This is a genomic window from Mucilaginibacter angelicae, from assembly GCF_042434235.1.
In the GTDB taxonomy this organism is placed as follows: Bacteria; Bacteroidota; Bacteroidia; order Sphingobacteriales; family Sphingobacteriaceae; genus Mucilaginibacter; species Mucilaginibacter angelicae.
Window position 1 is genome coordinate 137,233 of the sequence record NZ_JBHLTS010000077.1, and the last position, 23,367, is coordinate 160,599.

18 protein-coding genes are annotated in these 23,367 nt (G+C 45.9%); 1 reads left to right on the top strand and 17 read right to left on the bottom strand.

Annotation, left to right across the window (positions count from 1 at the left end):
• Nucleotides 1-116 precede the first annotated feature (116 nt).
• Nucleotides 117-1,793: an eCIS core domain-containing protein gene (locus tag ACFFGT_RS27860; RefSeq protein WP_377025789.1), complete on the top strand. Its 1,677-nt coding sequence runs from the start codon at nt 117-119 to the stop codon at nt 1,791-1,793.
• 69 nt (nt 1,794-1,862) lie between these two features.
• Here the strand turns inward: ACFFGT_RS27860 and ACFFGT_RS27865 are convergent, their stop codons facing one another.
• From ACFFGT_RS27865 to ACFFGT_RS27945, 17 genes are read right to left on the bottom strand one after another with little or no spacing between them, the layout of a single operon-like run.
• Nucleotides 1,863-3,767 carry an eCIS core domain-containing protein gene (locus tag ACFFGT_RS27865; RefSeq protein WP_377025790.1) on the bottom strand — a complete coding sequence of 635 codons (1,905 nt, stop codon included), beginning with the start codon at nt 3,765-3,767 and terminating at the stop codon, nt 1,863-1,865.
• 27 nt (nt 3,768-3,794) lie between these two features.
• Nucleotides 3,795-5,153, bottom strand: coding sequence for an ATP-binding protein (locus ACFFGT_RS27870; RefSeq protein ID WP_377025791.1), 1,359 nt, complete (start codon nt 5,151-5,153; stop codon nt 3,795-3,797).
• Nucleotides 5,138-6,973 carry a contractile injection system tape measure protein gene (locus ACFFGT_RS27875; RefSeq protein WP_377025792.1) on the bottom strand — a complete coding sequence of 612 codons (1,836 nt, stop codon included), beginning with the start codon at nt 6,971-6,973 and terminating at the stop codon, nt 5,138-5,140. The genes ACFFGT_RS27870 and ACFFGT_RS27875 overlap by 16 nt, the downstream gene beginning before the upstream one ends.
• A complete protein-coding gene (locus ACFFGT_RS27880; RefSeq protein WP_377025793.1) occupies nt 6,970-8,463 on the bottom strand; it encodes a hypothetical protein in 1,494 nt (497 codons plus the stop codon). Before ACFFGT_RS27880 ends, ACFFGT_RS27875 begins: the two co-directional genes overlap by 4 nt.
• Before the next feature lie 3 nt (nt 8,464-8,466).
• Complete coding sequence (locus ACFFGT_RS27885; protein WP_377025794.1) at nt 8,467-10,848, bottom strand: contractile injection system baseplate wedge protein; 2,382 nt, start codon at nt 10,846-10,848, stop codon at nt 8,467-8,469.
• Between the two features lie 4 nt (nt 10,849-10,852).
• Nucleotides 10,853-13,162: a tail fiber domain-containing protein gene (locus tag ACFFGT_RS27890; protein WP_377025795.1), complete on the bottom strand. Its 2,310-nt coding sequence runs from the start codon at nt 13,160-13,162 to the stop codon at nt 10,853-10,855.
• 27 nt (nt 13,163-13,189) lie between these two features.
• On the bottom strand, nt 13,190-16,939 hold the full coding sequence (locus tag ACFFGT_RS27895) for a baseplate J/gp47 family protein (RefSeq protein ID WP_377025796.1): 3,750 nt from the start codon (nt 16,937-16,939) through the stop codon (nt 13,190-13,192).
• 11 nt (nt 16,940-16,950) lie between these two features.
• Complete coding sequence (locus ACFFGT_RS27900; protein WP_377025797.1) at nt 16,951-17,379, bottom strand: contractile injection system spike tip protein; 429 nt, start codon at nt 17,377-17,379, stop codon at nt 16,951-16,953.
• A 9-nt stretch (nt 17,380-17,388) separates the two neighbouring features.
• Nucleotides 17,389-17,793 (bottom strand): gp25 family contractile injection system sheath assembly initiator, encoded by a 405-nt coding sequence (locus ACFFGT_RS27905; protein ID WP_377025798.1) that lies wholly within the window; start codon nt 17,791-17,793, stop codon nt 17,389-17,391.
• A 28-nt stretch (nt 17,794-17,821) separates the two neighbouring features.
• On the bottom strand, nt 17,822-17,986 hold the full coding sequence (locus ACFFGT_RS27910) for a hypothetical protein (protein WP_377025799.1): 165 nt from the start codon (nt 17,984-17,986) through the stop codon (nt 17,822-17,824).
• Between the two features lie 12 nt (nt 17,987-17,998).
• Nucleotides 17,999-19,648, bottom strand: coding sequence for a type VI secretion system tip protein VgrG (gene vgrG, locus ACFFGT_RS27915; RefSeq protein ID WP_377025800.1), 1,650 nt, complete (start codon nt 19,646-19,648; stop codon nt 17,999-18,001).
• A gap of 2 nt (nt 19,649-19,650) precedes the next feature.
• Nucleotides 19,651-20,331, bottom strand: a complete 681-nt coding sequence (locus tag ACFFGT_RS27920) for a CIS tube protein (RefSeq protein WP_377025801.1) — start codon at nt 20,329-20,331, stop codon at nt 19,651-19,653.
• A gap of 2 nt (nt 20,332-20,333) precedes the next feature.
• Entirely contained in the window at nt 20,334-20,498 is a 165-nt protein-coding gene (locus tag ACFFGT_RS27925; RefSeq protein ID WP_377025802.1) for a DUF5908 family protein, read from the bottom strand.
• A gap of 2 nt (nt 20,499-20,500) precedes the next feature.
• Nucleotides 20,501-20,986: a phage tail protein gene (locus ACFFGT_RS27930; protein WP_377025803.1), complete on the bottom strand. Its 486-nt coding sequence runs from the start codon at nt 20,984-20,986 to the stop codon at nt 20,501-20,503.
• Nucleotides 20,983-21,405 (bottom strand): phage tail protein, encoded by a 423-nt coding sequence (locus tag ACFFGT_RS27935; protein ID WP_377025804.1) that lies wholly within the window; start codon nt 21,403-21,405, stop codon nt 20,983-20,985. The genes ACFFGT_RS27930 and ACFFGT_RS27935 overlap by 4 nt, the downstream gene beginning before the upstream one ends.
• Before the next feature lie 39 nt (nt 21,406-21,444).
• The gene (locus ACFFGT_RS27940) at nt 21,445-21,918 is read right to left on the bottom strand and encodes a phage tail protein (protein ID WP_377025805.1); all 474 of its coding nucleotides are present in this window, start codon (nt 21,916-21,918) and stop codon (nt 21,445-21,447) included.
• 37 nt (nt 21,919-21,955) lie between these two features.
• Nucleotides 21,956-23,350 (bottom strand): contractile injection system sheath protein, encoded by a 1,395-nt coding sequence (locus ACFFGT_RS27945; RefSeq protein WP_377025806.1) that lies wholly within the window; start codon nt 23,348-23,350, stop codon nt 21,956-21,958.
• Between the last annotated feature and the right edge of the window lie 17 nt (nt 23,351-23,367).

The following is a 23,367-nucleotide window of genomic DNA, read 5'->3' on the forward strand; positions in this document are numbered from 1 at the left end:
AAAAGCAGTAACATTTATGCGCATGAGTAAAAGCGAACCCCATTTGCGTTAAATTACATGGGAAACGCGTTATTTTTTCCTAAATTGATGTACTCTAAAAATATCAAACCTGCTTTATGGAAAAAGCCCCTGCCACCAGGAACCAACAACATACACCTTCTCAGCTATCAGCCGGCAATGGAGATAAAGCCGTCAAAGGCTACCCCGCTGTAACCCGCTTTACACAGGAGCCCGTGCCATCGGCCAATGGCGGCAATGGTTTGCCGCATCAGTTGCGACAGGGTGTTGAAACGCTTTCGGGTATGTCTATGGCCGATACATCAGTACATTATAATTCTTCGGCCCCGGCCCGGATTGGTGCCCTGGCTTATGCCGCCGGTAACCAGATCCACCTTGGCCCCGGGCAGGAACAGCACCTGCCACATGAAGCCTGGCACATAGTGCAGCAAAAGCAGGGCCGTGTTAAACCTACCCTGCAGGCCAAAGGCCTTGCCATAAACGACGATCATGCGCTGGAAACTGAGGCCGATGTGATGGGGCAACGTGCTGTGCAGCTAAAAACAACGGGAGGTTTGCCGTCTGCACTGCAAGGCCAATCTATGTCACCTGCAACTGATGTGGTGCAGCGGAAGATTGGATTTGAGTTCCAGGCTTACGGGTGTAGCAACGTGATAGGGGCAATCGGAACATTTGGAACACATCCCCAAGGTTTGTTTGATATGGAGGTAGATATTGGATTGGGTAGTAACCCGGAATTGGAAATTGTGACGAAACCGGTTGACGAAACGAGTGGTGGAGTTGATGAACTAAACAGGATAATGGATGCTATTGGGTTGTTTTTAGGCCAAATAAAACCAGGTACAAAACTTAGTGAAGTAAAAGGCATAGACTGGAAGACTGAAGTTATGAATTTGGAAACGGCAGAAATTAAAATTCTTGGGCCCGAACTTCATTTTCACCCCCAGGCAACTGTAGGGGTAAAATTTGAGGCGGTTGCCGATTTAATAGATTATGTAACCCGTGCACCGTTTAAAACTGGCGGTATAGAAGCAAAAGCGGAAGTTAAGGAAGAAGTGATGCACGATGCTGCGCCTACAGTAATATTAACACCATTACAAGAAACAAAGGTAGAAGCCGTAACGGTTGATGATAAGGAACGGAAAGCGCTTGAATTTGCAAATATTTTTGGCTGGAGCGGAAAAGAGGATCAACAACCATTTAAAAAAGCTTGGGCAAAGGGGCTTGAATCTGCAAAGAAGGCTATTCCTGAAGGATTCCCAAGAGCCCTTGGGTTTGCGGCGATACTGTATGGTTTTTTACAGAATGAAATTGATCATATAATGCCTGTAGACAATACCCACCCTAAATACTTTATGCCTTTTATGTTAAGAAACGGGCTCATGCCATTTTTTGAATCAATGACCAAGGCCGAACGGGAGTTGATACTAAAAATGGAGTTTAAGTCTGATGGAGAGTCTAAAACCCCGGTCAAATCTGTCATGTCAGCACTTGCAGAAAAAAAAGATTATTTTGTAGAAAAGGGAGTAGAAGGCCATGGGCAAATCTCAACAGGTAATTTAACTTCGTGGAGTGGCATGAAGACCGTTGACGACATTGGCAGTTCAACAGAAGAGCCGAAAAGGCGGGGTGCGATCATCGAACTAAGGAAATTGGGCAACGATGTGCCGGCAGGTCAGCTTAAGGACTTTGCTATCGCTGTATTAAATCTGATCAGCCTTATAAATACCGAAGCCCCTATTCCTGCGACAGGCGGTTGCTGTATAATCCTTTAGTATTTACTAAGCGGAACAGGCTGCAAGTGAACACCACGGGGAAGAAGAAACGACGGATGAAGAAAAGGATTAAACAAGTGTAGCGGACACCACAGAACCACCTGCAGATGGCGTTGCCTGCGTAGTGCTTCCCGATGTGGCTGAACTGCCCGATGCGGGCGTTACAGCGCCCAGATCACCATTAATAAGCCTGATAAATCTAAAAACGGCTAAAGCAAATTCGGTAAGCTGACCTGCCGGCACATCGTTGCCCAATTTCCTTAGTTCGATGATCGCTCCCCGCCGTTCCGGTATGCCTGGAAGCGCACCTATATCATCCACCCTGTCCATCTTCCAGTGCTTTGGGTGATATCTTGGTGTTCCCTTATATTCCCCATACATTGTTCTCCCAATCTGACCGTGACCATTTACCCCGTTAAGTTGTATCAAGTCCAATTTTTCATCTCCTTTCCGGTCTTTTCTTGGCCCCTCGTTGCCTGCGCCCCCGGTACGCATATCACGGAATAAATCCCACACTGTCGTTTCTTCTCTCATCATTTCATGAATTTCTTCAGCGGGTAAAATAGGGTGATGCAGAGGCGCTAAGTCGCCTTCTATTTTATTTTCTAACTCCATTAGCTCTTCTTCGCTAAGGGAATCAAAAAACGGCCTGAAACCATTCCTAAACATAAAAGGCATATAGTATTTTACATAATGTTCTCCCGGGCCTAACTTAATATCATAACCCGCTCCACCAGCCATTGTAAAACTATAAAGAATTGCAGCCATGCCCCTGGCCCTGGGGTATTTAGCATCAATTATTTCTTCTGCCAGCTTATAACCAACCCGCCACGCTTTTCTGAATTCACGTTGCTTAGCCATACCGCTCCATCCAAATACCGCCGCCTGTTCATCTATGTTATCCCGTTTTATTTCTTCTTTGGCACTTCTGCTTGCTCCTGTTGCTGTTGCACCTGTGGCTTCTTCTTTTGCTTCGGGCCCCGGCATTTCCGCAATATCTCCTGCTGCGTCTGCTTCAGCAACCTCGCCGCCTGTTTTAAACGGGGCACGTGTTACGCGGTCAATTAAATCTATTATTTTCTCAAATCGTACACCTACGGTTGCCTGCGGGTGGAAATGAAGATGATCTTCAAAATATATGCTCGCCTCCGCCGACATCCCTGTCGCCCACTTAAAACCTTCCATCTTTATATCTTTCAGGTCTGTTACTTTAATTGGATCTCGTCCTTCTACCGGTTTCGACTTTGATTCTATCTGCCCTACCCAGTTTGTCATCGCAGTCATGATTTCGATTAGTTCTCCAAAACCTTCATCTGTTTCATCAACAGCTTTAGTCAAAATCTCCAGTTCCGTTTCGTATAAACCACCGTCCGTTTCTACTTCAAACAAACCGTCTTTATACGAACCAATCTCTTTTTGCCCATCTTTTATTATACTGCAACCATATGCTTGAAATTCAAACCCAATTTTTCTTTGCACCACATTTGTTGATTGAAAAGCCGGGTTATTAAGCGGTGTTAACGAAGGCCTATCGGCACATTTCAACTGCGCGGCACGCTGCCCCATTACGTCAGCTTCGGTTTCCAGGGTGTGGTCATCGTTTATGTCAAGCCCTTTGGCCTGCAGGGTAGGCTTAACGCGGCCCTGTTTTTGCTGTACAACGTGCCAGGCTTCATGCGGCAGGTGCTGCTCCTGCCCGGTGCCAAGGTGGATCTGGTTGCCCGCGGCATAGGCGAGGGCGCCTATCCGTGCCGGCGCTAAAGAATTGTAATGTACCGATGTATCGGCCATAGATATCCCCGATAGTGTTTCAACCCCCTGGCGTAGTTGATGGGGCAAACCGCTGCTGTTATTATTGACGGGCGCTTGTGTAAGTCGGGCTACAGCAGGATACCCAATCCCATTCAATGTGCGATTATCTGGAACAGAGGAAAGAGATGCTTGTTTGCTGCCAGGTATTTTTTCGTTGTCCATATGTTTACCGGATGGATTATTGCCAGGTTAAAATATAATACCCTCCTTTTGCTGTTCCCTTTTAATGCCGGCATCTATAAGTTTTACAGGCACCTGTTGCATTTGGTTTTTTACAGCTTTGAGGCAGCAGTACCTAACCACGTTAACTATTGCGCCACCGGTTAGCTGATGCTTTTCGGCTATGGTATAAAGGTCAATTTCTTTTTCGGGTTGTAATTGTTCAGGAAATGCATTTTTCCATAATCTGTAACGTTCCTCCGGCCCCGGAATAGGGAAGTAAGCGAGGCTCTGAAAGCGGCGCAAAAAGGCCTGGTCAATATTGTCCTTTAAGTTTGATGCCAGTATAACAATACCAGGATGATCTTCTATGCGTTGCAACAGGTAAGCTACCTCCTGGTTGGCATATCTGTCGTTAGAGCTGTCAACCTCCGTGCGTTTGGCAAAAAGCGCGTCGGCTTCGTCAAAAAACAAAATCCAGTTTTTATTTTGGGCCCGTTCAAATACCCTGGCCAGGTTTTTTTCAGTTTCCCCTATATAACGGGAAACTATCATAGACAGGTCGATACGATAAACATCATGCCCGGTCACTTTACCCAGCAGTGTGGCTGTAAGTGTTTTACCCGTACCCGGCGGGCCATAAAATAAGGCTTTATACCCTGGTTTAACCCGTTTTTGAAATCCCTGCAGCTCAGAGAGCTTTTCCGAATGCTCTGCCCAGTCCCTGATCTCTTCAATTATCTCTGTTGTTACTGCCGATAAAATGAGATCAGCCCATTCCATTCCTGTAGTAAGCAGTTTGGCCGGAAACTGATCGCCAAAAACAGGCTGCTGCCACGTGCCTGATACGAAATACGAAATAAAGTCGTCAGTTATCCGCAAAGGCGTATCCATCCAGGTATCATGTTCCGGTCCGCCGGCGGAGCGCATTATGGCCCCCGATTTTATTAAGCTGCAATCGGCATTAAACAGGTTGAAACAGGGTAGGCGCTCTTCCAGCTTTGTACCCGCCAGCAGAAAGAATACCGTTTGCCCTGTTGGCACAAAACCGTTTCCTGAAAATGAGCCGCCGAATTCGGTAAACCTTTTATCATAAGTGGTATTACGCGCGTAAAAGCCGTCGAGCAGTTCTGGTTTCAGGGATGGGGCAAGGACCAGGATAAGCAAAAGCCGTTCAGGCATATCCAGTTTGTTTTCGGAGATAAATTTCTCATAGGCACTACCGGCTGCATTTACCTCGGGCAGCACCAGGTCGGTAATGGATTGCAGTGACGGGTTATTGCCAAAATACAGGCCAAGGCGCAAGTCAATCACCTGCTGCAGCCAGTTTAGCTCTTTTACTAAAAAAGCGGCATTGTTTATGGTCTTGTTTTTTAATCTTGCTGCCATTCTACAAAAATTAAGTGTTCCAGCCATGGAAGTTTAATTAAGTTATTAGACCATGGCAAGCGGTCTGTCAAAATATCATGATTCTGGCGCTCAACCTGTAGCAGCCAGTTTCCGTCGCGGATGCTCAGAATGCCCGGGCGCTGCAAATACGCCTGGCGCAGCCCGGCCAAAGATAAACCGCTCCACATAGGGGCATGGCCAATAACCGCTTCCAACATATGGTCTGCTTCATCCATATCATGCTGTGTAATATCGGTTTGCATATCAACCCATTCGGTTAATTCCAAGCCGCATAATAGCTTGATCACCGGCAGGTGCCCCTCAAATAATTCCAAATCATCGCCCATGGCAACATATAATAAGAGCATACAGGCTTTGTACTGGCTTTGCTTATCATAAAAAGCACCTTTATCAATGAGGTTTAGCGCTGAAAAAAAATGCGAAAGAAAAGGCCAGAGCAAAATCAGGCCCGCGTGGCTTACAGAAAAGCGCTCTGTTGCCGTAAATTGGCTGATGAGCTTAGCAGCAATTGTGTTTTCTGATGCCGGACCGGCCACCTGGTCAGATTGATTGCTGCTCATATCTGTATTTTGGTTGGGGTGCTGAGCAGCAAAAGAGCCTGGTAAACCGGCTTCATCTTCTGTTTGTTGAACATTGGATGCGCTTTGACCTGAGCCTGTTTTTGAGGGTTCGGGTTCAGTACTTACAGTAATTTTCCCGGTTGTGCCGTCGGTACCGGTACCTGCATTTGTTTTTTTGGGGTGATGTTGGGCGGTTGGACGGCTTAACCCCATGGCCAGGCCAAGGTTATCCCATAAATGCCGGGCATGCAGAACGCTCTGCTGCAAATAAGTAGGCTGTGTGGCCAAACGGCTAATAGAATACTGTATGTCTTTGAGCTGTTCCGGATGCATGGTGAGGTCCGGGCAGATACCATTTTCGGTCAATAAAACTAATGTTTCTGCAAAGACGGTGTACATCTTCAATAATTGATGATAACGGTCATCATCGGCGCTGTTACCGATATCAGTTTCCTGCCTGGCAAGCGCATTAAAAAAGATTTGGGTAAGGGGGGATGCACTTGCAAGATATCTGCCATGGCCTGGTCTGGCCGTATATTGGGTATGATAGGCATGGCTTGCATATTGTTGATTGTAATACAGCACATTTGCCCACCAGGCCTGCCTGAAGTTGGTATTTTCAGCCGCAATACCGATGCTACGGGCTATCTGTAAATATAATTCGGTTAAAGGCGGGTATGTGGGATTGAACAATACCGCAATATGATGCAGTTGCTCGTTATTAAGTGTATTGATAAGCCGCTCCAGCATTACCATATCCGGGGTCTGCAGTATAATATTGTGCAGCATAGCTGGCTGTGTTGCCAGCAACGTGTTCAAAGCTTGCGTAAATGTTTGAGATGATGGATTTTTTGCCCACCATGGCAGCATTCCTGTTTGCAAAAAATATACTACCAGTTCGGCATCCGTATGTCCGGGCATTTGAGACTCATGGTTTGTACCTGCCGACTGCTGCTTTGCCATAATTAGCTGCTCATCTGCCGCAAGGCATTGTGCCAACCGCTCTGTCAGATCGGTTTCGAGCGAATGTGCGCTGATCATACCCAGGTCTATTTCCCAACAATCTATCCTGATATCGGTGCCGTCGGCCGTCAGTAAATCCAGGTAGTCGCCTACCATCGGTGCTATCAGTTTTTTTAAAATGGTCGCGCTCTCGTCCTGTATTTGATTGGCAGGAAGGCGATCATGGATATCAAGGTCTATCAATATCCGCTTAATGATATGCACTTGTTCGCTCATTGATCGTTCAAATCGATAACCCCAATTACAACAACAAAACCGGTGGTTGATTTTATGGCCGTTATCTCCACGGCACCCGGTTTGTTTTTTTTGTTTAAAGTCAATAAAACTTTGGCATTCTCAGGCTCGTTACCCTGGTTACAACTGCCTACAACAAATTGGCCCTTCAGCCATTCGTATTCAGACGTCGCAGTGTTTTTTGATTTCAGCCCCTCCCGGTTTTTGCTCACGCGCATATGGCCGGTACCCTGGTTACGATGATAAAAAAATGGCTCGCTTACCGCTTTTTTCGTTTCCGCATCCCTCAACTGGTAGATGATGCCCCGCTGCGGATTATCTATGCGGATAATGACGGCGCGTTCATCATCAGAAGTCCCGGTGATAAGGCTGAATTTTCTGTTAGCGTCGGGATATGCGGCTATCATAACGGTTGCAATGAGTTCTGATGCTAAATCCAAAGTTGGTTTATTTACTCTTATTGTAACCAGGGTATCTTCTTTGATAGCCATGGGCAGCGGTATATCCAGTTGTGCACCTGTGCCTGCCACCATTGCTGTTAATAATTCACCGGCCGATCTGTCTGGCGCATCAGTATCGATACCGCCTAAACAGATGAAGTAATTTGCCGATTTTTGTGTTTGCTGCAACCTTATGCCCACTTTACCGCTGTAATTGATGGCGCCGGTGTTATTAACATCTTCGCTATTGGCAAGGCTATACCAGGTTGCCGGCAAATTAACGTTTGGTGTTACTGAGATAGGGGTAGTTTTCAATAATATTCCCGCTTGCCTGGTATCTTCATCAAAAACCCAAACCTTCAAATCTATGGTTTCACGCAGGCAGTATTGTGTCTCAATTCTTATATCTCCGCCATTTTCACTCAATTTGCTTTTACTGAGCAGGTACCGCTTACAATTATCCGGCAACTGCTCTTTTAGTCCGGAGGGAGGTAGCTCATCCGGGAAGACGTTATCCTCCAATACAATCTGCCGGGCCATGTCTGATGTATCGACAGCATTGTGCTCAAAGAAAATAGCATAGCGGGCGTTTTTCTGTGTGTTTTTTATGATTAACGCTGCTTTTTCGCCATAAGTAATTATAGGTTTTTCTGCCACAATCTCCAGGCCCCGGTTAACGCCTATTGTTATTAATATCGTTTGAAGTAAAGTGCTATCAAGTGTTTTACCATACCTTTTTATGGCTTTTACCCGAAAGGCATGCGCCTGTACCTTCAGTGGCAAGGTTAATAAAGTTAACTCTGCACCTGTTCCGTTTTGAGGGCTGCGGTGTTCAATATCTTCATAAACCAGGTATTTTACATCAGGCTGACTGTAGTCAAGCACAAGTTTGGCAGGCTCGTCATAAAATACGAAATCACTTTCGGCCTTAACCGGTAAATCGGTTAAAGGGTAAGTACCGCCCACTTCGTTTAATACGATATCCAGCAGGGTATTGCGCGATGCTCTAAGCAAAAATCTTTCTTCAGCCATACCTCATTCATTTTTAAGTTTCCGCAATTCCTGAATAAATGTGCCATAAGCCTGTTCAAAGCGCTCAAAGGTTTCATTTTCAAGCCATTTAATATATACCGTGATATGGGCAGGAGTTTCTTGCCGCACGGTAGTTTTTACAAATTCCAGGAAATTCTGGTTAACAAACCGCTCATCTTTTTTTGTCCCGAAAACAAATGTGAGCTGAAATGAGTAAGGGTCGGTCTGTTTATTTTCAGTGGCATTTTCTGTAAACGAAAAAATGGTTGCCTGAATATCTGCACGGCGCCATGCCATCTCTGATATTTCGATTGTTTCGGGTAACTGGCCGGGTTGGCTCAGCCTGATATTGAATTTATCGGCAAATACGTCTGATACACTGGCGGCAATTTCTTTGCCTTTATAAATTACCACAATCTGGTCCCCGTTTTGAAGATCATGAGCGGGCGAGACACACAGATAACAATCAGCAGAGACCATGCCGACCGAAGAGCAATACCTGTTTTTACGCAATTCCTGCAGGCGCTGCTCATCTGCCGGAAAGGGACGCAGCAGGATGTGTTCGATCAGGTAAAATGTTCCGGGGTTTTTTATTCCCAGTTTCGCTGCAATGCGTTTTTCCAGTCCTGAAACATTATCATAATAACCAGATTCTTCTTTGGGGTTTGAGGGCTGGAAATAATCAAAGCCTTTTCCGCGCTGGCTGCTGTGAACCGGATAACCGGCCAAAAAATCCAATTTATCGTGAATAAGCGCTTCAGATGCGCTTGCCCCGCCTGCATCACCGGCTACAGGTACCTGCGACAGCCTTACATCCTGAAGCCACAAGGCATAATCATCCATACTTTCGGCAAACCTGGCCAGCAGATGATCAAGAAAGCGGTTTTTACGGGATATGGCTGCATCCGGCCTCTCGGTTATACCATCGATGCCGGCCTGATATGCTGCAGACAAAAGCGGCCCGATACCAGGCACTTTATCCACTAATGACTGGCAGAAATAGGTAGTTTTCCAGTTGGCAGCCCCGCCGGTTTCAACTCCTGTGTCCGAAAAGGCAAAGAGGTTTTTTATACCGGCTACCTGCTGAAAATAGTTGGCCAGTATTTGTTCAAAAAACAACAGGTATGCTTTTAGTTGATTAGCCTGCGCTTGTCTTAGCGGGGCTGCCGTTTCGGGTAAGCCACCTTCCCCAATGCCATAAACATCCGGAAAGTGATGCTGAATTGAATAGTATGCAGAAAGGTCGGTATAGGCAGACTCCGGTGGCAATATATCGCGCTGTGCCGGTGGCAGCACTTTATTTGTACCAACCTGCTTATATTCATCAAAATACCTCTTTACCAACTCATTATTTAAATTCAGTTCCCTTCCGTCTTTTTCAAACTTAAGCTTACCCAAGGTGGCCTCTACATCCAGCACAGGGACACTTTCGGGGTTAAGGGCCAGCACCCAATTGCCCTGCGTTGAGTTGGAATACATGCACAGATTGTCGGCAACGCGCACTTCCGACCCATCCATTATCTCTCTAATCAGGTCAGACGCATATAATTTCGACTTGTGGCCCAGTTGTTCCAGCTCATCATCATCTATAAAGCCGCGCTCCAGTGCAGGCCCATCCATTATTTCGTCAACCGTTTTTCCTTTTGCCAGCATTTCTGCCAGCGTATAAAAATGAATGCCTGGTGAGATCCGGTTGGCCAACCTGCTTAAAACACGGGCGGCCACTTTGTTAATATCATCGGCGTTCCCTATCTCTATATTACCGGCAACCGTTATTTTTTCACCACTAACCAGGTATATCTGTTCATAGTCTTCGCAAAGGTTACGACAGGCGTACAATCGTCTCCTGATAGTTTTTTCGGCAACCTCCGGTGCAAACACGTATACATTGTACAGGCCTTTTATTTTTACCGGTTCCAGCGGCACTGTTTTCAGGTCTGGCAGTGTTTTTTTTTCGCGGTCAAGCGTCAGCTCATTTTTCCCGGCATCAAAGTAAATTGCGGGCCGTGAGTTATCTGCTTTTTCTATCCAGGCATTTTTAACGCCCTCTATATCCAGCAGCACTTTTCTGAAATCGTTTAACGTAACAGGATTGGTGGTTAAAATGGTTGCCGGGCTGTACAGGCTGTTGTAAGTGTCCCCGCCGGGCCGCGCAAGTATCTGGGTAATATCAAAGCCGGCGCGGTAACTCAATTCGGTAAGTGCATAACAAAGCTGATCGAGGATGGTTATACCCGGATCATGCGTATTATGATCTGTCCAGGTATTACCAGCCAGCTGCTGCAGCAGCCGGATACCTTCGGCCCTCAACTGGTCAAAATCGAGAGCAGGATGATCATACGGATCACTGTTCAGGGTTACCGAACGCAAATGGCTATCCATCATTAAATTAATTTGGCAGGTTTTCAGTTACGTTTAATGCCATGCCCGCTTCAATGGATTTAATATATGCTTTAAGGCGATCATGATCATCTTTAAGCGCGGCCAGTTCTTTAGTAAGTTGTTGCGTGGCGCTGATGTTAAGCATAAACAAGTGATTGTAGTCGACCGCTTTCAAATCATTTACCTGTTTGCCGTATATCATCACATCCTTATACTCATCGGCCTTACCGGCAACGCTGAAGCAATTTTGATCAATAACCGATACAGTTTTCTCTGTATCACCCGATGGCTTAACCAGCTTCACTATGTCGCCACCGCTCAGGCCATGCGGAGTTGCCATCGTAAAAATTACCTGGTCGTTCAGGGCTGTAACGCTGTCCGGTTTTTCATAAATATCAGGTATAAAGCCCTGGCGGCTCACAACAGCCTGTGGCACTAACGTTTCCAGTTCCTGGGCAATAAAACCTTTTGTAAAGTATGGCTGCGCATTCCGTGCATCGATATATTGATAGTCTGTCACCATTAGCCGGTTAAGCAGGTTCAGACTGGCTGCGGGATCAGCATGGGTGATATCTTTTTTTATCCGCCTGTCAGAAAATCTGTTAAACGCCACGCCACTAACGGTTCCGCTAACATCCAGGCTTTTGAATTTCCACAAGCCACTTCCTTCAATTACACCAAGACTACTCATGTTCGACCCATCAATGTCACAGTTAAAAAACTCAAATCCTCCCGGTCCCAGGCCTTTGTTATTAATAAAATTGGTTTCACCGGTACTTTTACTGCGATTCCAGGTTAAGTACCCACCCTGTTTATTGGCAGAAAATGTTTCGGAATTGAAGTGAATTGCGCCAACTACAGTAAGCCGTGTATGCGGTTTTTCGCCACCCACGCCTATGCCTACAGATTTGTTAGGATCAATGACAAGGGTGTGCTCAGTACCGGTACGTTTTTCACTTGCATCCTGGAAATCAGTAAAAAAATAGATAGGCGCCTTATTAGTAACAAATCTCATCCATTGTCCGGCTTTGGTTGAATACAGGCCGAGGTCACCGGTTTGTATGTCTATGTCCTCATCGCCGGTTAGCCTGATACAGCCATTATGTTTAAGACGAATCCCTTCCCGGACAGCTATGTTACCAGTCACATTAAGTTTAGCGCCTATGCCTGTGTCACCGTCAACAAGCAGTTTCGGAAGTTTCCATTCGCCACTTCCATCAGCTTTACCAATAGATTTCATGTTCGATCCATCAGTATCGCAGTTAATAAACTCAAACCCTCCCGCTCCGTTGCCCCTGTTATTGATAAAATTAGTTTCGCCGGCACCACCGCTACGGTTCCATGTTAAATACCCACCCTGGTTATTGGTCACAACCGGCTCTGAATTGAAGTGAATTGCTCCATTTACGGCAAGCCTTGCACAAGGCTGGGTATTTATAGCTGTACTTATACCAACAGATTTATTATTGCCTATAATAAGCGTAGGGTTTGTACCTATCCGTCCGTCGCTGGTGTCCTTGTAGTCTGTAAAAAAATACATAGGTTGTTCGTTGGTAACAAACCTCATCCACCGGTTGGGAAGTGTTGAATACAAACCAAGGTCGGTGCTTATTACATCTACGTCCTTATCTCCGGTTAACCTAATGCCGCCACTGTTTTTAATGCGAATACCTGTAGCAGCAATGTTGCCATCCACATCAAGTTTGGCTTCAGGTTTTGATACGCCTATGCCGATGTTTCCGTCAACAAGCAATCCAGGAAGTTTCCACTCACCATCTCCGTCAACTTTACCAATAGACTTCATGTTCGATCCATCAGCGTTGCAATTAATAAACTCAAATCCTCCTGATCCTTCGCCTCTGTTATTAATAAAATTGGTTTCACCTGTACCGCCACTCCGGTTCCACGTTAAATATCCGCCCTGTTTATCAGGAGAAAGACTTTCTGAATTAAAATAAATTGCACCACCTACAGTAAGCCGTGTATGCGGTTTATCTGTGCCTACGCCAATATTGCCGGTCTGCTCGTTTATCAGAAAGCGGCTTGCAGTTTTATCGTCGGTAATGTTGAAGCCAGGGCTGCCACCCACCGGGTTAAGGTTGATTTTCCAGGGAGTTTGTTTGGGATTATCAGACCGCGAAAAGGATAATACCTCTTGCGTGTCTCCGTTGCCGGTTATGTGTATGCCGCCACCGCTTTCCCGCTCAATGCCATCATCGTCCTTATTAATGCCGGAATCGATCAGGTCGGCAAAATGCTTCGCTGTAGGTATACTGTTGGTTTGAAACCAACTTTTAATTTCTGCTTTTGTAGCCATGGCTTGTTTTTATTTTTAATATCTTATTTAATAAACTCTGAAATCCAGTGCGATTTCCATATAACCTATACCCACCCTGGGGTCAAGCGGCACATCGTCGTCTTCCATCAGGTGAATAGTATGGGCCGGCGCAGATACCAGGATTACATCGGTATTTTGCGTGTTCATTGGTTTGAGATCCTCATATGTCCCGTCGGCCTTTCCCTGTGTAAGCGAAAGTGCAGCCACATGTTCAATGTAGGGGAGGTTGGCAATAAAATATACCACTACGTTCTGATATACAGCGCCGCCGATAATCAGGTCGGCATCGTGGTCAAAGGCCCAGGGCGAAAACAGTTTTTTAAGGTCGGTATCTAATTGCTGCCGGTAGTATTCCTTACTTAAGCCTTTTTTAATGCTCACCAGTGTTTTAACCCTTATTTTTACATAAACCGCATTTCTAACTTTAATTTCGGCAAATGGCGGTGTGCGGCGTTCTAACCATGCGGTAATGCGCTGAAGCAAGCTTACCGATGCCCGGGGTTCAAAAGAATTGAACGCTGCATTCCGTTTAATGTCGGGCACCACGATAATATCAACTGCACCGCTAAGCTCGTTTTGCCCCGGCGTATTAACCGGGATACATTTTACCTTATAAATTTCGGGGAAGTTTTCCAGCACCAGGCGTTCATAATCCCATAGTGTAAGTACCCGGTTCTTATGCCTGATACGTTCGCTCACCCTGGTATAGAACAAATTGTCATGTTCGGCCGGCCGGCCGTGTTCCGAAGGATAAGGCTGGTTTAATTTAGCTATGCCCGCAAAGTCTTGCTGCGTTTTCTTAATGCTTCCTGATGGAAGCGCGGCATCGTAGTGCCCGCCGGCATCTCCCGGATTTGTAAATACCGTTGCTACAGCCTGGGCGGCAATATCAACAATGGCTGGCAGGGCAGCCACATTTTCGTGGGCAGTAGCGCTAAGCCAACATAAACCTTCCTGAAAAAGCGTATTGTTATCTGTTATTTCACCGGGGATGCTAAACTCGATTATTCCGTTGCTGGTTAAGTTGTTTGTGGTATCGGTAATAATAGATGCTGCCGGAAGCGGTTGCCAGGTATTATCGCACAAAAAGCTCCAGGTAAGTGCGGGCGGCCTGAGCTCGGGATTGGCTGTTGCTTCGGCAAGCTGGAATAACAGGGTCAGGTTCTGATTTTTTTGAGCACCGCTGATGCCGATGTACAGATGCCCCTGTTGTTTAAAAACCGGCAGCAGGGTAAATGGTTGAAGCAGCCCTTCACTGAGTTTGGCGTAACCAAAAGGGCCAATACGAAAAATTGTGGCCGGGGCGCCCCATGTTTCTGCACCCAGGGTAAAAGTGGTGGTATAGTCTACAGTAAACCGCTGCAGTTTGGGAGTATAGGGTGGGTTCAGAATGTATTTTTTCAGATCAGCATCGCTATAGTTTACCATCTGGAGCGTTTGCAAAACAGGGTAAACGCCGTGGTTAAAATCCTGCAGCAGTTCAAGGCTGAAATAGCGTTTCTGGCTCACCACCTCATCGCGGTTGTCTAAAACGTCCAGCGGTAATTCTTCATGGGTTTTTGCCAGCGTGATGGTATTGCTCTCAAAAAGGTTAATGTCTTTATCCGTAAGGACCGCCGGCGTTTGATTGGTGTACACGCGAACCCTGGCTTTGAACCCAAAGTTGACTGTGAGGCCTTTTTCACTGGCTGTTTTATCAGCTACAGAGCGGTAATCGCTATAATAGTTTTCAAAACTGGCGGGTTTATTAATCCATGTAAAGTTAAGCGATAAAGTATGGAGCCTTTTGGCCGCCAGCTCGGGATGGGTAAAATAAAAATTATTGCCCGGTTGCGGCTGTGCCCCGAAAGGCTCAAACGGTTTTTGTGGACTCAACTCAGCAAAGTCATTCTGTATGCGCAGTGATGATTGCAGGCCTTTTACGCTTACATCGACCTTTATTTCTTTTATTTCCATATCCTGGAAATAATCGTACCAGCGCTCAACGCCATTCACTTCTTCACTGCCGGTTTTGCTGCTTTGATGGTTTAGCAACAAAGCCAATATTGGTTTGTCAACCGCTATATTGCTCATGTACGGGGGCAATAGTTGCTGGCCAGCCTCAACCAATTTTTGAGCATCAACATTTAACCTGATGTGAAGCACGTCAAAACCATCATACAACAGTTCTGCCTTGCTATCGGTTATTTCTTTCCAATCGTTGCCTTTACCCAGCAGATACCTGAATGGCGGTAGCCTGGTTTCACTCAGCTCTTTTTTTAACCTTGTTAATTTAAGCGGGCTGCCTGCCTGAATTTTTAGCTGCAGGTTGATGGTCCGCTCACCCTCTGATAGTGCAAAATGCGGCGAGGCGATTGCGAAGCCCAGCGGAACAGTGCCCATTTGCAAAGCATCGTCATTTTTGCCCAGGGCAATAGGGCCGGTTTTATCGGTAGGCCTGCCCGGCATATCCGCTGCCTGAATACCATACCAGTGTTGAAAGACCGGCAATTCATAGATTTTACCTTTCTTTTCCAGAACACCGGCAAGTATCGCATACGCTGTTACCCAATCGGCATCTGTAATATTTTTCTGCTTTTCAAGCAGTGCAGTTAGTTGTTTGAAATCGGCTAACGAGAGCAACAGGTCGCGCTTTATATACAGCGCCGCACGTGATTGTTCTTCAGATTGATTTTGCGGCTGCAGGTCATTGCCTGGAAAAAGACTGCTCAGGCGCAGAAAAATATCTTTGGTTACCCGTTTATCCATAAACAACGGCATCATCCCATTTTCATCGCTCATAACCTGCGTTATCAGGGCAAACAAAGGCAATGTATCGCGGATGGCAAGGCGCTGCAGATGTATTTTATGCCGTTGGTAAGCCTGTTTGAGGTTTTGGATAACCTGGTAAAAGCTTACCGTGCCGGGTTTTAATAAAGCATAGCTTACAGCGTCTTCAAGTTCGTAGGGTTTAAGCTGATATTTTGCTGCAGTTTCGCTGAGCAATGTTTTGTTAATATCCTTGCCGTCAGAAAATAAGAGCGGATCGAAAGTGTCGTAATTTAACCCAATGCTAAGCAGATCTTTAATTGTCTCTTTCGGATCATCCTGGCCCATGCCGGCCGGTTTTATTGTTTCCGTATCGACAAACAGGGTTTTGATGCAGGCAACAGCCGCCCGTGTAATCAGGGTTTCTTTTTGCGTACGATATAACAAATCAAGGCCATTGTTATCCTTCCCTGCGTTTAGTACCGTGCCCTTAGGTAATAATAACTGATTAACATCCGGCGATAGCTGCACAATAACATTGGCTACATCTGGCACAGGTTTCCGTTTGCTAAGGCCCAGTAGCTGGTGATAGTAAAAATCGAGATGCTGCTTTGAAAATGTATTCAGTTGTTTCTGAACGTTTTCCAGCAGTTTTAAAAATGTTATAAAAAGCGCCAGGTGCGGCGATGAAAAGGCTTGCGCTTCTGCCGGGTAATTTGCACTGAATGTTTCGGTGTCCTCTATAAAAACTGCCAGGTCTTCAAGCCATTCTTTTTCCCTGCCCAGGTATAAGGGGTGTGTTAAAAAGCCCGCCCAGGTGCCTGCCGGTTGATTTTGTTCGTTATAGAAGTTGAGGTGCCCGGCCAGTTCCCGCGCAAAATGTATAAAATCTTCCAGGCGGCGTTCGTCAACCTTAATATTGTCCGGATCTAATTCAGGCGATACCCGGGCCGACTGGCTTAAGCCGTCGCGGTATTTAATATGCTGGGGGTTTAATTTGCTGATCATGTCCGGTTAATTTAATCAGCCTTAAATTTCAGGTTAAAACTCACCAACTGACCGGTTCCGCTGTATTTGGGCATTGGATCTGGCTTGGGCGGCGGGCTGCTTGGGTCCTGGGCCGGGTTTTGAACTTCAAAAACAGCTGTAAATACCGAGCCTTTCAGTAATATGGCTTTACCGTTGTCTTTTGATTTTTTTGTAAGCTGATCTGTGCCCAATGCCGCAATTTTTAGTGTACCCGTTCCGGGTATGATAAACTGCGGTGTAACATAAGCGCAGCCCGGCACCTCAAGTTTTTTCTCATCTCCCTCAACACATAATTTTTTTCCGCTCAAAGCACTCTTGCCCGATCCTGTAAGACGGCCTGGCCTAACCACCACAATGGCAGCGCCGAAAGCTGGTGTAAATACGGCTTGGTCGCCATCGGTTATCACAATGTCAGTCATGGGGTTTAATTAGGTGTTGGCTTCGTTTAAATAAAAGGGATAAATCATGTTATACCTGTTATTAGTGGCGGGTATCGTATAAACAATAGCAATATCCAGCCGCCCCTGCAAGTTGCCTGCGCTAACCTGTACACTTTCGGTTATTATACGCGGCTCGTTTTTCAATATGGCGGTTGTAACACTATCTTGCAGTGAATTAATCAGGCTTTGGCTCATTTCTTCAAAAACATAGTCCGACATGTCTGAGCCGTATTCCGGGAACATCACCCTTTCTTTGAGTGCGGTAGAAAAAAGTATAAAAAGACTCTGGTTAATATCTTCCTCGGCCGATACCATGGCCACCTGGTTCCCTTTGGCAAAAAACTGCGGTGGAAAACTCCACCCTCTGCCCAGAAATGCTTCCTGATTATCCATTAGTGTTGGTTTAGATTAGCTTTTGTAATCAGGCTTTCTGCCCGTCCGGGACTTCGTTACTGGCAAGCTGTACCTGCGCCTGCGCCTGGATTTTTTCTATCAGCGCAAATACCGATATGTAACTTCTGGTGCCCAGGGCTTCAAGTATGGTGTTTACTTCATCTAAGCTAAATGTTAATGTAATTTCTTTCATTGTCCGTTGTTATCAGATTAAATCTATTTTTGAACCTTTTATATTGATATTCTTTCCGTCAATGCGTACATCGCCGTCGGCCTTAAGCACAATGTCTTTATTGCTTTTTAATACGATCCCTTCATCGTTAAGGCTTATTTTGTTATTATTTGTATCGCTTATTTCAATTAAATGATTTTCCTCATCAATCAGTATGCTGCGCTGGTTTGAGGTGCTGATCATGACGGTTTTCTTTTCGTCATTAAAGATCATTTTCAACCCCTGCCGGGTTACCACTCCTTTTTCCGGATTTTTCTCGGCAGGCGCCAAAGGCGGCTGTATCTTTTTGCCGAACAATGAACCCAGAATTACAGGAAAACGAGGGTCTTCATTCAGAAAACCTAATACCACTTCGTCGCCAGTTTCCGGCCAGAAAACCATTCCGTGTTGCTCGCCTCCATCTAAAGTGGCCATGCGGGCATGAACGCTCTTGTCTTTACCATCTATGCCGGCAACAGCTACCTTTACCATAAAACCGTATTGGGCATCTGTTTCCAGCGTTTCTACAATACCTGTTTGCAGGCCGCCTATACCCGGCAGCAGGCCGGCCGCTTTTACATCGGTTGTTTGTATAGCTGAAGAAAAATTTTCGGCCGAAGTACCAAACTGGATGGTAGTGAACCAACCCCCGGTAGTTGCCTGGTGCCGCATGCCACTAACCATGTTCTTTCCCGTAAATTTTTCGCCCGCCCCTTTTAGGCCGAACAAACTACCCACGCGTATATCCAATGTACCCGAAACTGTGAAGCTGCCCTTAAGCATTGCCATACGACTTTTTACCGTTTGTGCCTCTGCCCATGCGCTGGCCTCCGTATCGGCCATTGGTACCGCTGAAAGAAAACCATTCTCTTTAAACCCTACAGCCGCGGCTACAGCATCAGGTTTTAACTTCCCCTGCTCAATATTGAAATTGACGGAGGGCGACATGGTTGTCAGTTTCAGTTCATCGGGGTTCCATACGCTGCTTTTAAAACCGGTGTACTGGCTGCTGGCATCAAGCTCTATTTCAAAATCAAACAGTTCATCCCTGCCTATTTCAAATTCCTTAACCGCAGCCCCGGTTAAATCGGGCTTGTTTACAGTTATAGTGCCATTGTCGGTAATCACTAACAAGCCGTTAGCCCCGGCACGTGTAAGCATCATGTCCCAGTTTGTTGCCTGGTACTGTACTATTTGCGTATGCCGGGTTTTTGTTGCATCAACCAGGGCCTTTAACCCATCCGATTCGATTAGCTTTCTGATCAGTTCGCCGTCGGTCAAATCCCTGAATACATTGCTGATGCGGGTGCCGGTCATCCTTATCGCTTTATCACTCAATTCCACGCTCAGCACAGTGCCATCGGCAGTTTTCCTGAGCGCCTGTTTCATCACGATACCTTTAAACGCTGTTTTTTCTTTTCCGCTACCTGTGCTGTGCCCCAGTGAAACCTCTACTTCTTTACCCGGGTTGAAAAAATCGCCGTCGCTTATTCCGAATTTCTGTTTGGCATAGTCTCCATCTATCAGCAACAGTTCTGCATAAGGTACCCGGTTTACTTCCCTGGCAATATCAACCGCCAGCAACTGATAGTTGGCCGGCATAACTTTTCCGTCGCTTTTTATGGTGATGGTTGCGATACTCATAATTATTTCCCGATGGGTGGAAAAAACAATTCCTGGCCAGGTTTCAAATCGCGAAAGCTCAGCAGTTTATTTGCCCGGGCTACCTGGATGTAATAGCTTTCTGAACCATATATTTCTTTACAAAGCAAAGGCAGGGTATCATGTGCTTTCACAACCCTTTTGTGGGTTAGGTCGGGCGATGACTTGTGTTCCCTTCTTAGCCGTTCGCTGTCTTTTATATCGCTGAAAAAAGAGGCGCTCAGCTCGGCCCTGAGTGGTTTGCCAGATTTGTCGAACAAGGTATAATTGGCCGTTACAGACTGAAGCCTGCAATTAAAAATCAGCGCTCCCCATTCTACTTTTAAATATTTTGGCTCATGACTATCGCCATCCATATAAAAGGTTTCCTTTAAAAAGCGACTAACCTCCTTAGAAACGTCCACCTTTTTTGATAACCCGAAATCAGACGCAGCCGTAGCATCGAAAATGAGTTTAAAGCTCATGGTTTCGGGATGGGTTAGCTCATACTTGCGGCTTGTTCCGCTGGTATTGATACCCTGTTGTGATCCGTATTTGTTGTTGTAAGTAATAGAATATGTTTCCGGGTTGAACATTACCTCAAATACAACAGCAGCAGGGCCGCTCCTTTCAATGGCTTTATATACTTTGATCTTTAACTTTTCGAGTTTCTGAAAGCTGAACATAATTATCGCCGGTTATTTTTCTTGATTACGCGCAATACTTCTTTTACACACTCCTTGATAATCTCATTCTGATCTACAGCTACAGGGGTAGAGGGTTGGCCACTTTCTCCCTGTTTATCGGCAACAATAGTTGCCCTGATCACCATCTCTTTAATTTCAACTGCCATTTTTATATGTATTGTTGTGCGCCTGGTATATCAAGTGTCCTGAACCATGAATAAGAGAGTTCCATGCTTTCAATCATCATTTCACTGGTTTCGGCATTAAGCGCGCCAACCGACCATTTTGCCGGGATTACTTTGTGAAACTCCCAGCCCGCAACGGGCAGGCCTGCATCATTAAATACCATAATCAACGCGGTTAGCGGTGTGAACTTAAACTCGTAGAAAGCCTCGTTAAAGGATTTCTTCAGTGTAGATTTAGTAATGATACCGCGTTCCAGCACCAGGTTGCCATGCGTTGTTTTGCTGGGTGTACGGTGTACATACTGGTTCTGGCCGCCTTCGGTAAATTTGTACAATTCAAGCTCCAGGCCAATACCCGATACTTTCTGAAAGCGGATATCCAGCATATTGGGCACACGATTTTGCGTATAGAAAAAAACGCCGAAACGGTGTTTTAATACGGGTTCTAAAAGAGTGGTAAGCAGTGTCATTGCAGGTATTTTATTTTCAGGTCGGTAACTATAACCTCCAGGCTTTCTATAACCACTTCGGCGCTCCTGGCGCTGAGCTGCGGAGCGTCGAGCTTTAGCGGCAGTGCACGCACCAGTTCCCAGCGCACAACAGCGTTGCCCGTTTCGTCACACAGATCTACGTAAATATCTTTGAACGACTTTTCTTCCAGCCAGGCATACAACTCGTTGCGGTCGGCCGCCAGCCCGCGCCTGAGACTAACGGTACCCTGATGTTTTTGCCCGCGGGCAATTACCGGTCCGGTAAGAAAGCTTAAACCGTGTTTATAAACAATTTTGTCATAACTGATGCTCAGCCCAGATACCTCCGAAAAAGACATGGTGTCTTTGCCGATAGATACTTTATAGTTGTAGGTAAGTAAAGGATAATTAGTTTTCACAAATATTGATTAAAACACGGCAGGAACGATCCTCTAAAATTATTTCTCACTCATTTCCATGCGACTGGCCATCAGCTCCATCGATTCTATTGCAACCTCATTTGAGCTTGCGCTGAATGACGGTGCCGACAGTTTGACCGGAAATGCATCAATGATTTTCCAGCGTACTACCGATTCGCCTTTCTCGTCGCAAAGGTGCACGGTTAAGTCGCGCTTCTCGGTGCGGTTAAGCTGGGTAGCGTTAATCCAGTTGTAAAATACTGCCATGCTTTTTCCCTTTACATAGCCTTTTTTAAGCGTGATATTAAGCGGTTTTGCCGCACCTGGCATCAGCATAACATTTGGGCCAACGGTGCCTGAGCCAACCGGGCTTTCTTTATAGGTAATGGTTTCGAACGAGCGCTCCAAACCCGAAACTTCTGAAAATGCAATGGTTTCGGTACCGATATCAACTTTGTAATTATATACCGGTAAAGGGTAATCCCTTTTTATTTGGTCTTGAGATACTGCCATGTTTATTTGCTTTAATGAGATGGTTAATTGTTAATTTTTAGGCTTCCTGCAGTTTATGTGAGAAACGGAGAATAATAAACTCGGCAGGCCTGCTTGCTGCCACACCTATTTCTACAATCATGCGGCCTTCCAGAATGTCCTGGCTGGTCATGGTAGAACCCAGGCCCACTTTTACAAAATAGGCTGCCTGCGGGGTAGGGCCGGCCAGCGCACCCTGCTGCCATAAGCTGTAAAGGAAGCTTTCAATCATACTTTTTACTTTAAGCCAGGTAGTGGCATCGTTAGGTTCAAAAACGGCAAAGAAAGTGGCTTTCATAGCAGAATCTTCAATCATTGAAAATAACCTGCGTACCGAAATATAACGCCATTCATTATCATTACCGGCCAGGGTGCGTGCTCCCCATACAACTATACCCTTACCACTAAAAGCCCTGATGGCATTGATGGATTTGCCAGTCGTTGCGTCAATGTTCATCTTGTCCTGTGCTTCGGTCGTAATCTTAACCGTTGGGGCTATAACCGCGTTCAAGGCCACGTTTGCCGGTGCTTTCCAAACGCCTCTTTCCGCATCAACAGCGGCATATACGCCGGCAATTGCAGCCGAAGGCGGCAGCACTATACTATACTGCGGCGATGCAAGTTCGAGTTTAATGGCATTGTAAAGTCCGGTATCTGTAGTTAAAAACGCAGAAAGATCTTTTCCATTCAGGCTGGCAGCACTCGCCCCTTTACGGGTATCCTTAAACGTTACATCTTTATCAGTAAATTTATAGGATAAAGATGTAAGTAAATGTGGAAAATAAGCGGCACCGTATTTCAGAAAGTTAACCATTTTCCCCCTAAATGCTGTAAATACAGTCTCTGGGGTATCGCCTGCTTTCGGTTGCGGTACGTCCAGTATGCAGAACCTGTTTTTAAAACTGCTGCAATGTTTTAAGGCTTCCTGGCATAAGGTATAATATTCATCAGCGTCCAGGTCGGCAGCTTCAGACATGACCAGCAATGTGGGTTCTTCTTCGGCTGCCAGCGCAGTCAACCCGGCCGAGAAATCACTCTTTGTTTTTGCGGTAATTTTGTCAGCAGCACCAATGTTGCCTACCGAGACAATATAACAACTGCTGCCGCCATTTCTAAAATAAAGGTCGAGTGCGTAATACAATTTGTGCACCGGTGCGGTTGCCGTTACGGTGCGCGGCACGCTGTCGGTATAAGTAATTTCAAATTTCGCCTGCTGAGGCCCGCCAAAGTACTGCTTAAATTCAAGCATATTGCTGATACGGGTAGGCACTAAGCTAAGGCTATTGGCTGCATCATTGTTTGAAGCCTTTTCAGTATAACCTAAAAAAGCCGGGATTGCCGTTGAGACCTGCACAATTGAGGGCGGGAGCGTTGAAATCTCTTCAACATAGACACCTGGAGTTGAGTATACCATATTATTGTTTTTAAAGG